General features: G+C 42.6%; 15 protein-coding genes. 5 read left to right on the top strand and 10 right to left on the bottom strand.

The features are described 5' to 3' along the window. Nucleotides 1-11: 11 nt before the first annotated feature. On the bottom strand, nt 12-1526 hold the full coding sequence (locus tag ACMVDV_RS21975) for a curlin (protein ID WP_416159679.1): 1515 nt from the start codon (nt 1524-1526) through the stop codon (nt 12-14). A 599-nt stretch (nt 1527-2125) separates the two neighbouring features. On the opposite strand from ACMVDV_RS21975, the gene ACMVDV_RS21970 reads away from it, so the two are divergent. Then, on the top strand, nt 2126-4627 hold the full coding sequence (locus ACMVDV_RS21970) for a S8 family serine peptidase (protein ID WP_416159678.1): 2502 nt from the start codon (nt 2126-2128) through the stop codon (nt 4625-4627). Nucleotides 4628-4675: 48 nt separating this feature from the next. Here the strand turns inward: ACMVDV_RS21970 and puuE are convergent, their stop codons facing one another. Genes puuE through xdhA form a run of 8 tightly spaced genes read right to left on the bottom strand, consistent with a single transcriptional unit; the run spans nt 4676 to nt 13733 of the window. Continuing rightward, a complete protein-coding gene (puuE, locus tag ACMVDV_RS21965) occupies nt 4676-5611 on the bottom strand; it encodes an allantoinase PuuE (protein WP_304182521.1) in 936 nt (311 codons plus the stop codon). Nucleotide 5612: 1 nt separating this feature from the next. Then, complete coding sequence (locus ACMVDV_RS21960) at nt 5613-6812, bottom strand: urate hydroxylase PuuD (protein ID WP_416159677.1); 1200 nt, start codon at nt 6810-6812, stop codon at nt 5613-5615. Between the two features lie 4 nt (nt 6813-6816). Next, nucleotides 6817-8181, bottom strand: a complete 1365-nt coding sequence (gene guaD, locus ACMVDV_RS21955; protein ID WP_416159676.1) for a guanine deaminase — start codon at nt 8179-8181, stop codon at nt 6817-6819. A 2-nt stretch (nt 8182-8183) separates the two neighbouring features. After that, complete coding sequence (uraH, locus tag ACMVDV_RS21950) at nt 8184-8522, bottom strand: hydroxyisourate hydrolase (RefSeq protein WP_416159675.1); 339 nt, start codon at nt 8520-8522, stop codon at nt 8184-8186. Continuing rightward, nucleotides 8519-9019, bottom strand: coding sequence for a 2-oxo-4-hydroxy-4-carboxy-5-ureidoimidazoline decarboxylase (gene uraD / locus ACMVDV_RS21945; RefSeq protein ID WP_416159674.1), 501 nt, complete (start codon nt 9017-9019; stop codon nt 8519-8521). The genes uraH and uraD overlap by 4 nt, the downstream gene beginning before the upstream one ends. After that, complete coding sequence (gene xdhC / locus ACMVDV_RS21940) at nt 9016-9906, bottom strand: xanthine dehydrogenase accessory protein XdhC (RefSeq protein ID WP_416159673.1); 891 nt, start codon at nt 9904-9906, stop codon at nt 9016-9018. The genes uraD and xdhC overlap by 4 nt, the downstream gene beginning before the upstream one ends. Continuing rightward, the gene (gene xdhB, locus ACMVDV_RS21935) at nt 9899-12238 is read right to left on the bottom strand and encodes a xanthine dehydrogenase molybdopterin binding subunit (protein WP_416159672.1); all 2340 of its coding nucleotides are present in this window, start codon (nt 12236-12238) and stop codon (nt 9899-9901) included. Before xdhB ends, xdhC begins: the two co-directional genes overlap by 8 nt. Further along, entirely contained in the window at nt 12225-13733 is a 1509-nt protein-coding gene (gene xdhA / locus ACMVDV_RS21930; RefSeq protein ID WP_416159671.1) for a xanthine dehydrogenase small subunit, read from the bottom strand. The genes xdhB and xdhA overlap by 14 nt, the downstream gene beginning before the upstream one ends. A gap of 417 nt (nt 13734-14150) precedes the next feature. On the opposite strand from xdhA, the gene ACMVDV_RS21925 reads away from it, so the two are divergent. Together ACMVDV_RS21925 and ACMVDV_RS21920 are read left to right on the top strand one after the other, a co-directional pair. Beyond that, nucleotides 14151-14273, top strand: coding sequence for a hypothetical protein (locus ACMVDV_RS21925; protein WP_416159670.1), 123 nt, complete (start codon nt 14151-14153; stop codon nt 14271-14273). A gap of 76 nt (nt 14274-14349) precedes the next feature. Continuing rightward, complete coding sequence (locus tag ACMVDV_RS21920; protein WP_416159669.1) at nt 14350-15726, top strand: uracil-xanthine permease family protein; 1377 nt, start codon at nt 14350-14352, stop codon at nt 15724-15726. Between the two features lie 555 nt (nt 15727-16281). On the opposite strand, the gene ACMVDV_RS21915 is transcribed toward ACMVDV_RS21920, so the two are convergent. Then, nucleotides 16282-17319, bottom strand: coding sequence for an IS110 family transposase (locus ACMVDV_RS21915; RefSeq protein ID WP_416157920.1), 1038 nt, complete (start codon nt 17317-17319; stop codon nt 16282-16284). A gap of 207 nt (nt 17320-17526) precedes the next feature. On the opposite strand from ACMVDV_RS21915, the gene ACMVDV_RS21910 reads away from it, so the two are divergent. Further along, a complete protein-coding gene (locus ACMVDV_RS21910) occupies nt 17527-18048 on the top strand; it encodes a DUF5020 domain-containing protein (RefSeq protein ID WP_416159668.1) in 522 nt (173 codons plus the stop codon). A 397-nt stretch (nt 18049-18445) separates the two neighbouring features. Next, nucleotides 18446-18652, top strand: coding sequence for an IS66 family insertion sequence element accessory protein TnpB (gene tnpB / locus ACMVDV_RS21905; protein WP_416159774.1), 207 nt, complete (start codon nt 18446-18448; stop codon nt 18650-18652). Nucleotides 18653-18958: the final 306 nt, after the last annotated feature.

The following is an 18958-nucleotide window of genomic DNA, read 5'->3' as shown; positions in this document are numbered from 1 at the left end:
CCCCAATATCCCTATTCTTGGGTCACCGTAGCCGTGTTGTAATCACCTACTTGGGTGATGATCACTGAGCTATTAGAGTTGGTAATATAGCCTTCGACCAAATTGCCGTTACCTACTTGAGATACTTCAAAGTTGATATTGTCACCACCAACGACAAATGCCCCGCCGTCAATCCCGGCAACCATATTCATATCGCCTTGTTGGGCAATATCAATTGAGTGGTTACTACCTTCCATGACTAAATCTATCGCATTTAGGTCGCCGCTTTGCACAAAATCGACCGTGTTATTATTACTGTCAATTACGCTTGCAAAGGTGATAGTAGCCTCGTTAGTGCTACCTAGTTGATTGATGTTAATATCATTATCGTTTGATGTAAGCGATGTGTCAGGGTATGACGATTGGATCAATGCGGTGTTCATATCACCAGCTTGAGTTAAATCAACATCATTGCCATCACCATTAAAGTTAGCGATATGGGCGCTGTTTTGGTTACCAATTTGAATGCTTGAGAATTCATTGTCAGCGCCAATTGTGCCCAAGTAGGTCTCGTTCATTGAGCCATTTTGCATAACAGTGAGTTCATTGTTATCACCGAGTACATCAGCTCCTACTTGGTTATTATCTTGTTGCTGAGCAACAGCAACCTGATTGTCATTACCGGCAAATAACTCTGAAGTGAAGGTATTGCTATCGCCTTCTTGATCGATTGCTAGGTCATTATCGTTACCTTCAACAGCCGCGAATGATGCTGTATTAGAGTCACCCGCTTGCTCAATCTCTAAGCTGCTATCATCGCCACGCATAGATAAAGCGGTAACAGCATTGAAATTACCATCTTGATCGATCACAACTTCATTGGCACTACCAACCAGCTCATTCAGTGTAAATGCGTTAAACAGTCCGTTTTGAGTCACCTCAATGGTGTTTTCGTCACCGCTGATCAGCGACAGCGTCGCTTCATTTAAAAGACCCGCTTGTGATGCGGTAATTTGGTTACCACTGCCTTGCAAATCAAAATTATAGAACCAATGGCCGCCATCTTGTTGGGTTACTGCAATGTCGTTACTGTCACCTTGGACTACGTTAATCGCTTCGTTATTAATACCAAAAAAGCCAGTACCATATTGCGCGACTGTGACAGTGTTATCATTGCCTGTTATTTCAGATAATGCACCGTTAAACTCGCCATCTTGACTGTGATTTAATGTGTTGTTATCGCCAGTGGTGTAGGTTAACGACAAGTTTTGAAGTTGTTTTTGATCAACAGTAATGCTGTTGTTATCACCTAAACTTGTCACGTTTGCTTCAAGGCCATCACCTTGTTGCGTGACCATTACATCGTTACCGATACCTTGTAATGAGGTTTGTTCAATTGTCAGTACATTACCCACCGCAGTACTAGATACTTGGCTTGCTAATACCGAGCTTGATTGATTTTTATCATCAATATTTGCCTGTGCAACAAAGCTTGAACTTAATGCAACTGCGATTGCACATGTCAATAATGATTTCTTTAACTTCATGATTTTTCCTTAACTTATAATTATTAAAGCGGCTATTTCAGTGCTATTAAGCATAAAAATAAGCTGCATTGTTGTATTTCAGCATGCCTTGCTGATTAAGTTTTGTGATATCAAGAGCAAAAAAGCCCACTCTTGCAAAAGAGAGTGAAGAGTGATGCTGATAACAGCACCCTAGTGGTGGCAATAGACTGCTTGCACTAGGTGGTAACAGTTATCAACGAATGATCACTGTATGGTGAATTGAAAAAGACTTAAATCATCTTTTTTTAGGGTTTTTAATTTGCTTGTTTTTCAGTTGGTTATGGTTTTTATTGGATTTTTTTAGCGGTTTTAGATAAAAATTGGTAATAAATGATGGGATCCAGCAGGCGCTGCATTCGCTGCTTTAACTCATAAAAATGCATGTGTTGTTAACAACTAAGGCTGTAAAAATAGTGTTAATGACTGATTTTTTATTAATCACACGAATTTTTCTTGTGTGTTGTGATTTTTCTGTTCATTTATAAAGCTTGCCATGTGATATTTCAAAAGTAGTGAAGTTAGCAAATCTTAGTTGCATTTATGCGACAGGTTGATATTTCTAACTATGGATACAGAATATGAAAACTAAATTATCTATTTTAAGTTTGGCACTTTTGCCATGTTTAGCTGCAGCGCAAGTGACAACCATTACCGCAGAGCCAACCGTGCGCGCTGCTGAAAATTCGTTACTCGTAATGTATAAAAAAGGCACTTCGCAGGCCATGCGTAGCCAAGCACGTAGTTTAGTAAAAGCGAAAGTGAGTGATTTAAATAAAGATGGGATTGACGACAACTATGCGTCTATTTTATCGGGTCGCTTAGCTAAATTTGAAGTGACAGGAATGAGCACTAAGCAAGCGATTAAATTACTGCAAACCCACGCTGCGATAGAGTACGTTGAGCCTGATTATCGAGTCAGTATTGCCAGTACGCCTAACGATCCTGATTTTTCAAAGCTGTGGGGATTACATAATGAAGGCCAATCTAGTGGCACCGCAGATGCGGATATTGATGCACTAGAAGCTTGGTCAATCACCACAGGTGGTAAAGATGTTGTCATTGGTGTTATTGATACCGGTGTTGATCACAGCCATAGTGACTTATTGGCTAATATGTGGGTAAATCCGGATGAAATTGCTGGTGACGGCATCGATAATGACGGCAATGGTTATATAGATGATGTGCATGGTATTAATGCCATCACTAATGTCGGCGATCCAATGGATGATCAAGGTCATGGTACTCATGTATCAGGGACTATTGGCGCCACAGGCAATAATAATAACGGGATTGTGGGTGTTAACCATGAAGCGGCGATTGTCGGCTGTAAATTCTTAGATGCGTCAGGCTCTGGCTCTACATCCGATGCAATTAAGTGTATTGATTATATGGTGAGCCTGAAAAATGCAGGTGTTAATGTGCGCGTACTGAATAATAGCTGGGGCGGTGGTGGTTTTAGCCAAGCACTTGCTGATGCGATCACAGCCAGTGAACAAGCGGACATTTTATTTGTTGCAGCGGCAGGTAATGACGCCGTTGATAACGACCAAAATCCACATTATCCATCAAATTACGAGCATGAAAGCGTGTTGTCAGTAGCCAGCACTGATCGTAACGATAATATGTCTGATTTTTCGCAGTGGGGTTTAACCAGTGTTGATCTTGGCGCACCAGGCAGCGCTATTTATTCAACCGTACCGGGTAATAGTTATGCAACTTACTCTGGTACATCAATGGCCACGCCACATGTTGCTGGTGTTGCTGCACTGGTATTGTCACTTAATCCTGAGCTATCAACAAGTGAGCTTAAACAGCTGCTGATGAGCAGTGGTGATGACAACGCCCAGTTACAAGGTAAAACAGTATCAGGTAAACGCCTCAATGCTAATAGAGCACTTGAAGAAGCGGATCCAACGCCAAGCTTTAAGTTATCAGTAACACCGACCTCACAACAAATTACGGCTGGCGAGACCGCAACCTATACCTTTGAAATTGGCTCGATAGCCGAGTGGGATGGCGTGGTCGATCTCGAATTAGTGAGTGATTTGGCGCAGGCGAGTTTATCAGCATCCACTGCGATGCCGGGCGATACCGTGACCTTAACGGTGCCTACGTTAGAGTCAACCCAATGGGGAAGCTATAACTTTACTGTAAATGGCAGCTCAGGTGAGCTTGCTAAGCAAAAATCAGTACGCTTATTGGTTGATCCGGTGGGCTTAAATGATTTTACTTACAGCAATGAAACCCCAGTTGATATTCCAGATAACGATACAGCAGGTATCAGTTCAGTGATCACAGTCAATGATCCGCTGACTGTTTTTGCGACCCAAGCAGACATTAATATTTCACATAGCTATATTGGCGATCTGATTGTTACGTTAACCTCACCAACAGGCACAACGTCAACTCTGCATAGCCAATCGGGCGGTAGTGCTGATGATTTAGTACAAAGTTATGCGCTGGCTGATTTTAATGGTGAAGTGGCAACGGGTGATTGGACATTATATGTTGAAGATACCTATGCAGCAGACACGGGTACTTTAAATAATTGGTCATTAACCTTTAGTGCCATTGGTGAAGTCAGCCCGCAGCCACCAGAGGCCGGTTTTGAGTTTGATGCACAAGGTCTTGCAGTGAGCTTTATAGACACGAGCCGTGATGCAAATGATGATATCACGCAGTGGAGCTGGGACTTTGGTGATGGTGCAACGTCAACAGATACAAGCCCCGCTCATACCTATGCACAAGCCGGCAATTATGAAGTAGCTCTGACGGTTACTGATAGCGAAGGCAATACCGATACAGTAATGCAAACAGTGGTTGTGAGTGACGTTGAGATTGAACTGAGCTTAGTACGTGCCAACAAAACACGCCTTAATACTATGCGCGTAGAGTTAAGTTGGCCTCAGCTTGGCGAGCAAACACTTAGTGTGTATAGAAATGGCGAGCTGGTTGGTACAACCGCAGATACTGGCCGCTATCGCGACTTTATGCGCAATGCAACGTTACCAGCATACGATTACCAAGTGTGTGTAACGGAAAATGTATGTTCGAATATCGTTACAGTGTCATTTAATTAATTTTTAAGCTTGTGAAGCCCAGCTCCCTTGCTGGGCTTTTTTTATAGATTAAGTTTGCTTATAAGGGTGCGTTTTAAGCCAATGCTCGGCAATGTCGATACGCTTTGCAAACCATACATGCTCAAATGAACGAGCATATTCAAAAAACCGCGCGAGTGCTTTTATTCTTCCTGGTCGGCCGATTAAACGACAATGCAATCCTATCGACATCATTTTTGGTGCGTTTTCAGCTTTTGGATCGCCTTCTTCATAAAGCGTGTCGAATGCATCTTTTAAATAATTAAAAAACTGATCCCCCGCATTAAACCCTTGCACAGCTGCAAAGCGCATGTCGTTTACATCGAGCGTGTAAGGCACGATAAGTTGTGGCTTACCTTCTTTAATACTGTAAAAGGGCAGGTCGTCGCTGTAGTCGTCGGCATCATATAAAAACTCACCGTTTTCAACCACCAAGGCGGCAGTATTTGGGCTCGTTCTTCCTGTGTACCAACCTTGTGGTTTGTTACCCGTGAGCTTTTGAATTATTGCAATGGCTTGTTGCATATGCTCGCGCTCAAGCTGTTTATCAATATGTTGGTAGTTGATCCAGCGCAGACCATGGCAGGCTATCTCAAAGCCAGCGGCTACAAAGGCTTTGGCTATTTCGGGGTGGCGTTCAAGCGCCATGGCAACCGCGAAAATAGTGACCGGTATATCGTATTTTTTGAATAATCTCAGCAATCGCCATACACCTGCTCGTGAGCCATACTCGTAAATAGACTCCATACTAATGTGGCGGTCTTCAACATGAGGGGCGCTGACTATTTCAGATAAAAATGTTTCGGCGCCAGGATCGCCGTGCAGCACGCAATTCTCGCCCCCTTCTTCATAATTTAGCACAACCTGTACGGCAATACGGGCTTTATTAGGCCAATTAGCATGGGGTACGTTTGGCCCATAGCCAATTAAATCACGGGGATAATTGCTGTTACTATATTGGCTCATGTTATTGCTCCGGTTTTAATTTAGCTAGCCAATTAGCTAACGTTTCTCGCTCTGCATCGCTCATTTTGGTCATGTTAGCAAGCGGCATATCTTTGCTGATAACTGCGCGGGTATGGATCAAAGCATGCGCCTGTTTAGCTTGCTCAATTGAGTCGAGTTTAAAGCCAAGTGGCGCTGTTTGAAACAGTGCCGAGGTAGGTGATTCACTGTGACAGCCAGTACAATGTTTATTAATAATATCCCACGCTTGCGAATCACTGATCTTGGCGGTTTCAGTCGCGCTGCCAGAACTCGTAGGCCAAGGTGCAATCGCTAACATAAGCGCAAAAAATGCCGCGATACCAGTTATTAATACCGACGGTTTGTTGATACCTTGATGCTTTAAATTAAAAAAGTGGCGTATCCACATGCCAATTACAAACAGCGCTATCAAAATTAGCCAGCCAAAGTCATGACTATAAGTATAAGGAAAGTGATTGCTTAACATGATAAATACCACAGGCAATGTGGCGTAGTTATTATGAATAGAGCAGAGCTTTGCTTTTAAGCCTGGCGCTGAGTCAGGGATCCGCCCAGCTTCTACTTCACGAACCATGTAACGTTGGCCGGGCATGATAATGTGATAAACATTACCCACCATGCAGGTACCAATCAGTGCTCCAACATGAATGTACACAGCACGGTCGCTAAATAGTTGATCGACTGCAAAGGTCCACACTGCAAGTAGCGCAATAACCACCATAATAAAAGCAATGCTATTTTTGACTAGCTGGCCTTTGCATAATAAACGGTATACGCCATAGCCTAAGCCAATAAAGGCAAGTGATGCGCCAATCGCTGCAAATTTACCGAGTGCAGTTTTGCTGTTATCAATCAGGTAAACATCGGCACCCACATAATAAAGCAAGCTAAACAGTAAGATGCCAGTGATCCATGTCGTATATGCTTCCCATTTAAACCAATGCAGGGTGTGTGGCATTTGCTCTGGGCCATGTTGATATTTGGCAACCTCGTAAAACCCACCACCGTGGACTGCCCATAAATCGCCTTTTATACCTTTATCTAATTTCCATTGTGGTGGGGTTTGTAAATTGTTATCAAGCCAAGCAAAATAAAATGAGGCACCAATCCATGCGATGCCCGCTATGACATGAAAAAAGCGCAGCACCAAATGGGCCAGCTCAAAAATGTAATTTTCCATCGATTTAAGCCTCTGCTGATCTGGGGGCTTGGCTAGATAAAAACGGCTCATTCGCGTCTCGTTTATAAGCACTTTTACCCATAATGTAGGTTTGCTCAATACAGCGGTCGTCGCCTAGCATCATCATCGCAAATAACTTTTCGTGGAGAGTTTTGGCATGGCTAATTCTAAACTTTAAGAATGAGGTTGCGGCAAAATCCATCACGATAAAATCGGCTTCGCAGCCAATGGCAAAATTGCCGATGGTGCCTTCTAAATCCAGCGCGCGAGCTCCCCCCAGTGTTGCTAAATAAAACCCTTTAAATGCTGAGAATTTTTGACCTTGCAGCTGCTGAATTTTATAGGCTTCGTTGCCAGTCTGTAGCATTGAAAAACTAGTACCCGCACCGACATCGGTGCCCATGCCGACATTGATACCGTGATCTTCACAGGTCTTGAGGTTAAAAAGCCCTGAGCCTAAAAAGAGATTTGACGTAGGGCAGTGAGAAATAGCGGCGTTATTATCCGCTAAGCAACATAGCTCACGCTCAGATAAATGAATGCTGTGAGCAAATACTGAGCGCTTACGAACCAATTCGGCCTGTTCATAAACACCTAAGTAGTCGGTTGCTGCTGGGAATAAGCTTTTCACCCAGTGACACTCATCTTTGTTTTCAGATAAGTGGGTATGTAAGTATGTGTCTGGGTATTCTTTAAGTAGTTGAGTACACTTTTGCAATTGCTCTGGGGTTGAGGTTGGTGCAAAGCGAGGTGTGACTGCGTAGCTCAATCTACCTTTATTATGCCACTGCTCAATTAATGCTTTTGATTGATCGTAACTGCTTTGTGCGCAGTCAGATAAATCATCAGGGCAGTTTCTGTCCATCATGACTTTACCAGCGATCATGCGTAAATTGCGCTGTTGTGATTCACTAAAAAAAGCATTAACCGATTGCGGATGCACTGTTCCAAACACAAGGGCGGTGGTGGTGCCATTGCGTAATAATTGATCTAAAAATAGCTTTGAAACCTGTGTCGCATAGGCTTCATTAGCAAACTTTTTTTCGGTCGCAAAGGCATATTCGGTAAGCCAAGTTAGCAGTTGTTCACCATAGGCTCCCATCATTTCTGTTTGTGGTAAGTGAATATGGGTGTCTATCATACCTGGCATAACAAGTTTGCCATCGTGGCGAATAATGGTGGCTGTGTTATCGAGGGTTGGCAGTATGTCTTGCTCAAAGCCAAGTTTGATTACTTTGCCTTGTTGTATTACTAACGCCCCTTTGGCAAAGAACCGATGCGCATTTTCACCCGCTATGGCAGGGTCGTCAACAAAGTCTAAAATGTCGGCGCAGATCACGGTTAAATTATTGTTGTTTTTGCTATTCATAATTAGCTGCCTCTATACGTTGAGTAGCCAAATGGGCTAAGTAATAAGGGAATATGATGGTGTTTAGAATCTTGTAATCTAAAACTAATTTGCACTTGCGGGTAAAAAGCCAGTGCACTATGGTTTTTATAATAACTATCTAAATCAAAAACGAGTTGATAAGTACCAAATTCGACTTCTTGTTTAAGCCAATCAGTAATGCGGCCATCAGTATCGGTTTGCCCTTGCGTTAATAAAACCCATTCGTTATTCAAAAGTTGAAATAGCTCAACGCCAACATTTGCAGCGGGTTTACCTGTACTGGTATCTAAAATATGGGTGGTAATCGGACTTTTATTCACAGTAGTGCCTCCAATCTTATTTTTGTTATTTTGGCTTGCTCGCTAGCCGCTATGTTTAGTTCAGTGATGCGGGTGTTGTTTATCCGTTGCTCTAGCAGTGTTAGCATTTGCTCGGCAGTTTTGCCGCTAGCACAAACAATAAAAATAAAGCCAAATTTAGTTAAGTATTGTTTATTTAGGGCAATCATTGTTTGTAAGGTTTGTGCATTTGCTTTGTTCATTCCAGCTTGTTCATGGCCTGCTTTTTGTGCTGTAGCAGCATACTTCTTACTTAACGTTGATAAATCGCCTATTTGTGGGTGGCCTTCAAATGCAGCTAAATAGTCAGGCTCAGTTAGGCCTTCCCACACATTTTGTGCACATTCAAATACTTGCTGTTTATTCTCAAATGGCAGCGCTTTTAGCATCCCTGCTACCCAATTTGGGGCGGCGCAGCAGTGCATTAACGCTTGCTGAGCTTGCGTCTTGGTTAAGGTATTTAGTTTTATGCTCTTCACGCGTCGATATCCTCTTGCGATGTGCTAATAAGTGCATTCTTCAATGTGCGCCATTGTAGTCCTTGGCGCTTAGGTGCTTGTTTATGCATGGCTTGATACAAACCAATGAGTTGCCCGCTGATCGAAATCGCCACTTCCATCGGCAGCTTGCCAGTGATATTTTCAAGCCCTACCGGGCAGGTCATTAGGCTGATTTGTGCCGCTGTAAAATCACGGTGTGATAAACGTTGTTTAAAGCGTTGTGCCTTAGTATTTGAACCAATAACCCCTAACCAGTTAGCATCGCCACGCTGCAAAATGGCTTGAGTGAGCGCAAAGTCGAGCTGATGGTTATGGGTAAGAATTAAGTAATTATTAGCGGCTGACGCACGTTTAACTTGTGAGACGGGTTCTTCATCAATAACTTTGACGACATTATTTGCAATAAACGCAGGGAATAGCTCTGCACGGCTGTCTATCCAGCGGATCCGCATCGGTAAGTGGGCTAGGATATTTATTAAGGCGTGTGCGACATGACCTGCGCCGAAGATATCAAGGGTAAAGCGCTCGCATAGCATGCATTCTAGCATTACGGTTGCTGCGCCGCCGCAACATTGGCCTAAATTTGCAGCTAAGTTAAATTGCTCAATAACGTGTGTAGCTTCATTTTTTGCCAGTAGTTCTCGTGCTTTTGCAATAACTACATATTCTAAATGCCCACCGCCCAAGGTGTCGTAAATATGCTCGCCACTAATCACCATTTTTGAGCCGATGCCACGCGGAGTCGAGCCATTGGTACCAAGTACGGTAGCAATGACATAATTAGTGCCGCTTTGCTCATGCTCGTTAATCGCTTGAGCCCAACTTTGGGTATGAAAACCTTGAAAGGAGTCATTCAAATTAGCCATATTGATGCTCCTTAACCCAGCGCTGCGTTTGCTCTACCGCGTTAAGTACACGTTCCGGTGTGGCTGGCGTATCAAGGAATGGGGCGTATTTGTGATCTGCAATACTGCTAATCGCGTTTCGTATTGCACTCCATACACTAAAACTCAACATAAAAGGGGGTTCGCCCACTGCTTTTGATCTAAAAACGGTGGTCTCTGGGTTGGCTGAGTTATAAAGCTTTACGTTAAATTCAGCTGGAGTATCGCCAATTGCAGGGATTTTGTAGTTGGCAGGTCCAAAGCTTGCTAACTGTCCTTTATCATTCCATTGTAGATCTTCGCTTGTCAGCCAGCCCATCCCCTGAACAAAAGCCCCTTCAATTTGACCCACATCGAGGGCAGGATTAATTGAGCTGCCGACATCATGTAAAATATCAACACGGGTGACGGTATTCTCACCGGTAAGCGTGTCTATTTCTACTTCGCTCATTGCAACTCCGTGGGCGTAGTAAAAAAATGGTCGGCCTTCGCCTTTAGCTCTATCGTAATGAATTTTTGGGGTGGCGTAATAACCGGTTGACGATAGGGATATACGGTTCATATAAGCGAGGTTAGCAAGCTCAGTGAAGCTGATTTCACCTTGGCTAAAAGTAATTAAATTATTTTGAAATACAATGCTCTCACTAGGCGTATCAAAGTGAGAGCTGACAAAACCAATTAGCCGTTCTTTAATGGTATTTACGGCATTCAGTGCGGCCATGCCATTTAAGTCGGTGCCGCTCGATGCCGCAGTGGGGGAGGTGTTGGGTACCTTGTCTGTTCTGGTGGCGCTGATGCTAACCGCATCAAAATCAACGCCAAATCCATGGGCCACTATTTGGGCTATTTTCGTGTTTAAGCCTTGGCCCATTTCGGTGCCACCATGATTTAAATGAATTGATCCATCGCTGTAAACATGAACGAGTGCTCCAGCTTGGTTTAAGTGCTGCACGGTAAAGGAAATACCGTATTTAACTGGGGTCATCGCCAGCCCTTTTTTAATAATAGGCGATGAGGCATTAAATGTTTTTATTGCCGCTTTACGTGCCCAGTAATCGCCTGTTTGCTCAAGCTCTGCGAGCATATCTTGTAAAATGTATTGCTCTACTTTTTGGTGATAAGGAGTGGTGTCACGGCCTTTTGCGTATAAATTTAGTTTTCTAATATCGAGTGGATCTTTACCTAACTTGGCTGCTATATCATCCATAATCAGCTCTGCCATGATCATCCCTTGCGGGCCGCCAAATCCTCTAAAAGCGGTGTGGCTTACGGTGTTTAGTTTACAACGATTACCTGTAATGGTGGCCGCTGGGTAGTAGTAAGCGTTATCGGTATGAAACATTGCGCGATCGACTATCGCATCTGATAAATCAGGCGAGTAACCGCAAAACCCATTGACAGTTATATCAGCGCCGGAAATTAAGCCATGTTCGTCAAAACCGACATGGTAATGGTTATAAAATGGGTGACGCTTACCGGTTAATTTAAAATCGTCACTACGTGCCAAGCGCATCTTCACTGCACAACCTAAGTGATAAACAGCAAGTGCAGCTAGGCACGCCCAAGGGGCGCCTTGGGTTTCTTTGCCACCAAATGCACCGCCCATGCGGCGGGTTTCTACATTTACAAAATTAAATGGCTTTTTTAAAATTTTCGCGACTAAGTGTTGAACTTCTGTGGGGTGCTGGGTTGAACATTGCACGTGGATGCCGCCATCGTTGTCGGGCTGAGCAAGGGCAATTTGTCCTTCTAAATAAAAATGCTCCTGCCCACCTATGTGTATTTCGCCTTTGAGCTGATGAACCGAATGATTGATCGCTTGCTCACTATTGCCACGTTTTAGTGAGTGTGGCGGCCTAACCCAATGTTGTTTGCTAATCGCTTCTTTTATATCGAGTATTGGTGTGCTTTGCTCGCACTCAACAACCACTAACCGAGCTGCACGTCGAGCAATTTCGTAACTATCGGCCACCACTATCATGACAGGCTGGCCATGATATTGAATTTCATGGCTACTAAGCAGCACATCGCCTGGGAATACTGGGCCAATATCTAATTTTCCTGGTACATCTGCTGCCGATAATATCCGTTTAACCCCTGCAACTTGCAGTGCTTTACTGGTATCGATTGATTTAATAAAACCACTGGTGATCGGGGCAAGTACTGGGTAAGCATGTAAACAACCATAGGGCTCAGGGTTGTCGTCGGCGTAATTCGCATTGCCACACACTTGTTTAATGGCGCTTTCATGGTATTTAGATTGGCCTACGCTGCCGCCTTGCGCTTTAAGTTTATCCATTTCAAAGTGACGCATGAGAGATCCTCGTAATGGCAATGTTGTTATTGTTACTGCTGTTGATTGGTGCTACTTGTTGGCAAAATTCAATGCCAATTCGCTGCATTAAATTTTTACTCACCGTTAGACGGTAATTAGCGCTACTACGGACATCACTCATCGGTGAAAAGTCATCGCTGATAGCCCTTGCGGCATCTATAAAATGACTCACGTGCAGTGGCTGAGATAGCAGGAGCTGCTCCACACATTTTGCGCGTTTTGGGATTGCAGCCATTCCGCCCATCGCACATCGTGCTTGGGTAATGATGTTTTGTGCATGCTCGACTGCAACCACTAAGCAGACTGTGGAAATATCATCTTCGAATCGTTTGGAAATTTTATGACAAGCAAGTTTTAATGACTCGGGGCGCTTGGGGATGGTCACTTTGCTGATGACTTCATCACTTTTTATGAGGGTCTGTTTGTAATCAACAAAGTAGTCTGCCACGTTAATGGTGCGCGAACCTGCGCTACTGAGTAACTCCATCGTTGCATTAAGTGCGATTAAAAGCGGTGCTGGGTCGCCAATTGGCGAGGCATTACCTAAGCTGCCACCTAAGGTGCCGCTATTTCTTACTTGGCTTGAGCCTAAACGTTCAAACAATTCCTTAGACTCTGGATAATAGCGATAAAACAGCTCAACAAATTGGCTATAGGGCAAGGCTGCACCAATTTGTAGCTCACCATTATTATCAGTTAGTTGACTAAGTTCTTGCACTTGGCAAAGTGAGATGATGATGTCGGGTAACAACATGTTTTGACTCAGCTCGATAGCAAAGTCGGTGCCACCGGCAACAAGGTGAGCATGGGGATAGTGTGTTTTTAACTCAACAAGTTGCTGTGCAGTTTGTGGTAAATAAAACTTTCGTGGGCCATTTTTTAAAAAAGGAATGTCATCTAAGTCTGCAAATAGCGTGGCTTTAAAGTTGGCAGCCATTGCAGAATACGGTTCATAGCTGCGCTCATAACTATATGCTTTCTCGGCAGCAAGCAAGATAGGGCGATAACCGGTGCAGCGGCACAGATTACCTCCAAGGGCGTGAATAATGGCTTTTTTGCCTGGGTATGTTTGGTGATTAATATACACAGCGAGCATGCTCATTATTATGCCCGGTGTACAAAATCCACATTGTGAACCATGGCATTCAACTAATGCTCGCTGCACAGGGTGGAGATCGGTAAGCGTAGGATAAAGCCCGGTAGTGACCGCTTCTATTGTAACTATATGTTTAGCATTGGCATTACCTAGTAGCAGTAAACAACCATTGATTGTTTTGTAATGCCAACTTAGTTGTCCATTTGCATCTATATGTTCTTCACCGACTAAAATTGTGCACGCGCCACAGTCGCCTGTTGCACACCCTTCTTTGCTGCCTATTTTCCCTTTTTTGGTGCGAAGCCAGTCCAACATGGTGAGACTTGGCGAGCATTCCTGCACTGCAATTGGCGTGTCATTTAATAAAAACTGAATCACACATATCCCCTTAACTTTTATAAAGCCCTGATTCTCAAAGGCTTGGCGTTTATTTTCTGCTGTTGTTATTACGCACATTAGTAAAAAACATTTTCATCTTGGTAAGTTAATTGCAGATACCATGCCATTGTTGACCACTTGGTCAGTTTGTGTTTTTGGATGTACTAATTAGCTAATAAGTACAAAAGGTGAAAAGAATGAATAACAAATACCGCCTTATTAGGCAGGTATTGCCATGCTGCCTTACGGTGCAACGCTAATCGTGCTGATTATGCTCAGTAAAAATAAACAAAAACTGAAAATGTACCAACCCATGTGGTTGGGTAAACCTTGGCATAAAGGTCATTAAGTAAATGAAAAATAGTTAAAAAAGTAAACTTTTTCAACAGGATAAAAAATATAATACGGAGAAAAACAATGAAAAAATTGATTGCGGGAATAGCCGTGGCGCTAAGCTTAATTATTGATGCAGATAAAACCATAACCGATAAGACTTTATTAGCTATGGGCTTTTATGTGGAAGCTCCAAGGGTAGCTTAAATAGCGAGCTATCTTAATTAATAGCGAGTTAGCCACCTAAAAACACAGCTAACTCGCGACAAGCATAGAGGTTTATATGTCTCATAAAGTAAGTTCGTCTGATGATATTATTTACGCGGTAGACGAGATACCAGGAAAAACAGAATCATTTTTTGCAGGACTTCAACATGTATTAGCAAGCTTTGTGGGAATTATCACACCCACTCTTATTATAGGTGGAATACTCGGATTAGGCAGTGAAATCCCTTATTTGATCAGTATGGCGTTATTTGTATCGGGCGTGGGCACCGTTATTCAGGCCAAGCGTGTTGGCTCAATCGGTGCAGGACTCATCTGTGTACAAGGAACCAGTTTTGCTTTTTTAGGCACTATCCTAGCAACGGGGTTTACCGTAAAAGCAACGGGAGGTACGAATGATGAAGTATTGGCAACCATATTTGCGGTGTGTTTTTTAGCGGCAATAGTGGAAATTTTGATTAGCTTTTTTATAGAGAAGCTTGAAAAAATAATCAAACCGGTTGTCACTGGTGTGGTGATCACCACGATAGGCATTTACCTCATTAAAGTCGGTATGACCGATATCGGTGGCGGGCAATGGTTACTGACCAATATGCCTGAGAAGTTTGCATCGCCTAGCAACTTAATCGTTGGCTTTTCAGTGGTTGCATTGGTTGTGCTACTCAACGCGAGTAAAAACCAATGGGTAAGGCTAACCGCGGTTGTAGTTGCTATGCTGATAGGCTGGTTACTTGCAATCTTACTGGGTATTAGCGAATTTAAAATCGGCGAGTTTGACTTAATAGCCATTCCGCTACCATTTAAGTATGGCTTTAATGTTGATTTTGGTGCACTGATAGCCTTTGGCTTTTTGTATTTAATTACGGCAATAGAATCAACGGGCGATATTACCGCTAATTGTGCGGTGTCTAAATTACCCGTCAAAGGGCCTAGCTACTTAGCACGAATACGCGGCGGCATTTTAGGCGACGGCGTAAATTCGATGATTGCTGCAGCATTTAATACTTTTCCTAATACAACCTTTAGCCAAAACAATGGGGTTATTCAGTTAACCGGTGTCGCCAGTAGGCACATAGGTTTATGGATTGGCTGTATTTTAGCTATTTTGGGTCTGTTTCCCGTGATTGGAGCGGTACTGCAAAATATACCTAAACCGGTATTAGGCGGAGCCACATTAGTGATGTTTGGCACCGTTGCCGCCGCTGGAGTAAAAATTCTTGCCAGTGAAAAAATAAACCGTAGAAGTTTACTTATTATAGCCGTTAGCTTAGGGCTAGGCCTAGGCGTGAGTTTTGTTCCGGAGTTATTCGTCAACGCGCCTAAGTTAGTAACCGCTATATTTGGTAGTGCTGTAACGGTATCCGGTATCACCGCCATCATCATGACGTTGCTGTTGCCAGAAAACTATTCTGCAAGTACCGACCGCCTTAACTAAACGGTTTTATATCAACAGATGGGAAACCAATGGAAATCAAAATAATAAAAAAACTAGCATTAGTAACTGTAATTACTCTTTGCTCAACAAGTGTGTCGGCTAAGCAGTTGTGGTCGCCCATTAGAAAGTTCCGGTCAAGCAGGCAGTTGTGTTTTCTTGATCTTTTTATTCAAAAAACCAAGTGTTGTTACTTTTTAAACTCACTTTAAATATGACTATGCATCCAGTAATGACGTCGATTGGTGTGAATATGCACCAGTCACCCATATGAATTTAGGCGTTTTAATTAAGCATCATTGATGATTAATTAGGCCCTTGGCTTTCGCCTCAGTCATCGTTTAGTGCCAATGTCTGTCCAGTTTTTGGCAGCGCATACGTACTGCGCAATAACAAATCTGTGGCTTATGTTTACACATAACCAACCCTTTGTGGCTCAGACAGTGGGCATACCCAACATTTAAATATGAGCGGTTAACGTGCAGGCTCAATCAGATCTGATGGTTTTACCAACCCCATTATTAACTCAACACGTTAACCTAATTCATTTCATAGTCGCTAAGAAAAAGCCTTGTGTTCATCAAATGGGACATTGTCTTTCAGCACGTGGTAACACGCTCTTGCGAGTTTATGTGCAACCGTTTTAATCGCGATAACTTGGTTTGTTTTAGCCAACTTTCGTTGATAATATTTTTTGATTGTCGGGTTATATCGAATGGCAAAGTTAGCGGCCTCAGTAAACGCCCACGCTAAGTATCGATTGCCATTTTTTTGGTTTGTAGCGCCTTTCTTCTTTCCATTGCTGTATCTTGCACCTTTAACGCATCGACAATACGAGGAAAAATTACCTGGACTATCAAAACGTTTAATTGTGCCTGTCTCTAACATAATGGTCAGTGCTAAAGTATTCCCAACCCCATCGATACTGGTTAGGTTTATAAATTCAGGGGAGAGTGATGTTTGCTGTAAAATAGCGCCCTCTATTGCATTTATTTGCTGTTGAGCACAGCGTATCAATGTGAGGTTAGAAATGACCGACAGTGCTGTATTCGCTGAACTGAAATCTGTGTATACCTGCTCAACATTTACGCCTTTTCTGATAGCAGCCATTTGTTTTATTTTGTTGCTACTGAGTTTGTAGCCAAGGTGTCGCATGTAACAGCTTTGCACTGATAATAAGTTTTTAGTGGATTGTTGAACAATGTCCATTCGTTTACGCATTAAGTCGCGAACAGCTCTGAGTTCTCGGGGGTAAATGTAGCCCTCAGGCAAAATGTTTAGACGTAGCATTTCAGCCAACCAACGTGCATCACTATGATCATCAGCATGTTTTAAGCCTGAATATTGTTGGATTGCAGCGGGGTTTGCTAAGTGAAGTTTAAATTCTGCATCCATTAATGCATCAACTAACCAATACCAATTAAAGGTTGATTCGACAACAAGCCCTGTTAACTTGTCTTTATAAGGGGTTAGAAAAGATAAAATGACAGACATGTCATTATTTAAACGCTTAACGGTAAGCGTTTCACCTTGTTCATTAATGATAGCAATAACACTATTATTTGAATGCAAGTCAATTCCACCATATAGTTTCATACCAAGCTCCTCGGATTCAGTTTATGTTTTGGTCAACACAACTGTATCGAAAAACTCGGGGAGCTTTCTATATGATTATCAGATTTTAGTATTACTGGATTACAAGGAGCTGATTACTTAGAGCCTTTTTCGGGCACTGAAGATGACCGAACGGTTGTCACTATTGAGCATGCGTCAGGCCATACTTGGGGAAGCACATTCTTGTTCATGGACAGGTTGAGTAACCCAGATGATGTGTACGGTGAGCTAAACATTAACCCAACGCTTTACAAACCAGAAGATGGGTTTGTTACAGAGGTGTTTTTAGGGCTGCAAACTGAGTATGGCTCAGGTGCAACTGATCAAAACAACTACTTATTAGGAGGCGGGGTGTCCTTGGATGTACCTGGATTTAAATACTTTAAAGTGACTTATTACCGACGCTTGCAAGATGATATAGGGATAGATAGAGGCGATAACAACCAGATAACCGTGGTTTGGGGGATTGATGAAGGTAATTTTCGCTACGATGGCTTCTTAGATATTGTCGATGGTGCCGATACGATGTTTGGTAAAAATGAAGGGGGTTTTAACTTTACTTCGCAAATCAAATACAACATTGCCCCGATGCTTGGCCTAGACACAGGCCGTTTAGATATTGGTATTGAGTACGTATTTTGGAAAAACAAATTTGGTGTAGATGGTGAAACAGAAAACAACCCAAACTTGTTAGTTAAATGGCATTTTTAATGTAAGCGTCTAGCAAAGCGCACCTGCCAGTCACTCGTCAAAATGATTAAGCTATTTCCGAATTTCAATTAGGAGATAACCATGAGAAACACGCGTAGCCTTGAGCAGGGGTGTAACATTATCGAAGAACAACAAGCCAGCGATTTAATTATCACTGAATTTTGCCAGTAACATGCTTTATCAAAAACAACGTTTTATGCCGCTCGAAGTAAGTTTAATACCTTATCAGGGTGTTTTTCGCGTAAAGTCACTAAACACCTTGATGTTACCGAGTAGTAACTGCCGATTATTCGGGCTATCGACAAAGTAAAAGTTAGCTTACCACCCATAACGCCAGCATCTTACCTTAGCCAATTGTTACGCGAGCTTACCTTATGAAAATGTTGAACCTGAAAATATTTACTTACAGAGCGATCCTGTGGATTTTCGAAAATCCATGGATGGTCTGGTTGTACTCGTTGAAGGCGAACTTGAACGGGATGCTTACACCGGCGCATTATTTTTGCTTTGCAATAAAGCGAAAGATAAACTCAAGTTGGTTCACTGGGATAAAACGTGTTTTTTATTGTGGTACAAGCGCTTAGAAAAACAAAAGTTCAAATGACCAACAATTAGAAGTATAATCGCGGTTAAACGCCATAGAACAATAAATGCAGTATCGGCACATCGTATTACATTACTTCAATGTCACCTAAACACAAAATGTTAGAGTATTATACGGCAACAGTGGTGGATTTAAAATAGTCAATATCATGTTTATCGTGTTGTTTTAAAATAATATTACTAAAGAGTAGTTTTAGATAGTGCAGTTGAAAATATCGCTTTATTTAGGCGCTTTTTAATAAACATTTTTAGACAGTGCGAATGCGGTGCCTCTCAAGTCAACGTAGAAAAATTAAAAATGCAGACT

Source organism: Pseudoalteromonas sp. ASV78, from assembly GCF_047806705.1.
GTDB lineage: Bacteria > Pseudomonadota > Gammaproteobacteria > Enterobacterales > Alteromonadaceae > Pseudoalteromonas > Pseudoalteromonas prydzensis_A.
This window is presented reverse-complemented; position numbering and strand designations above follow the sequence as displayed.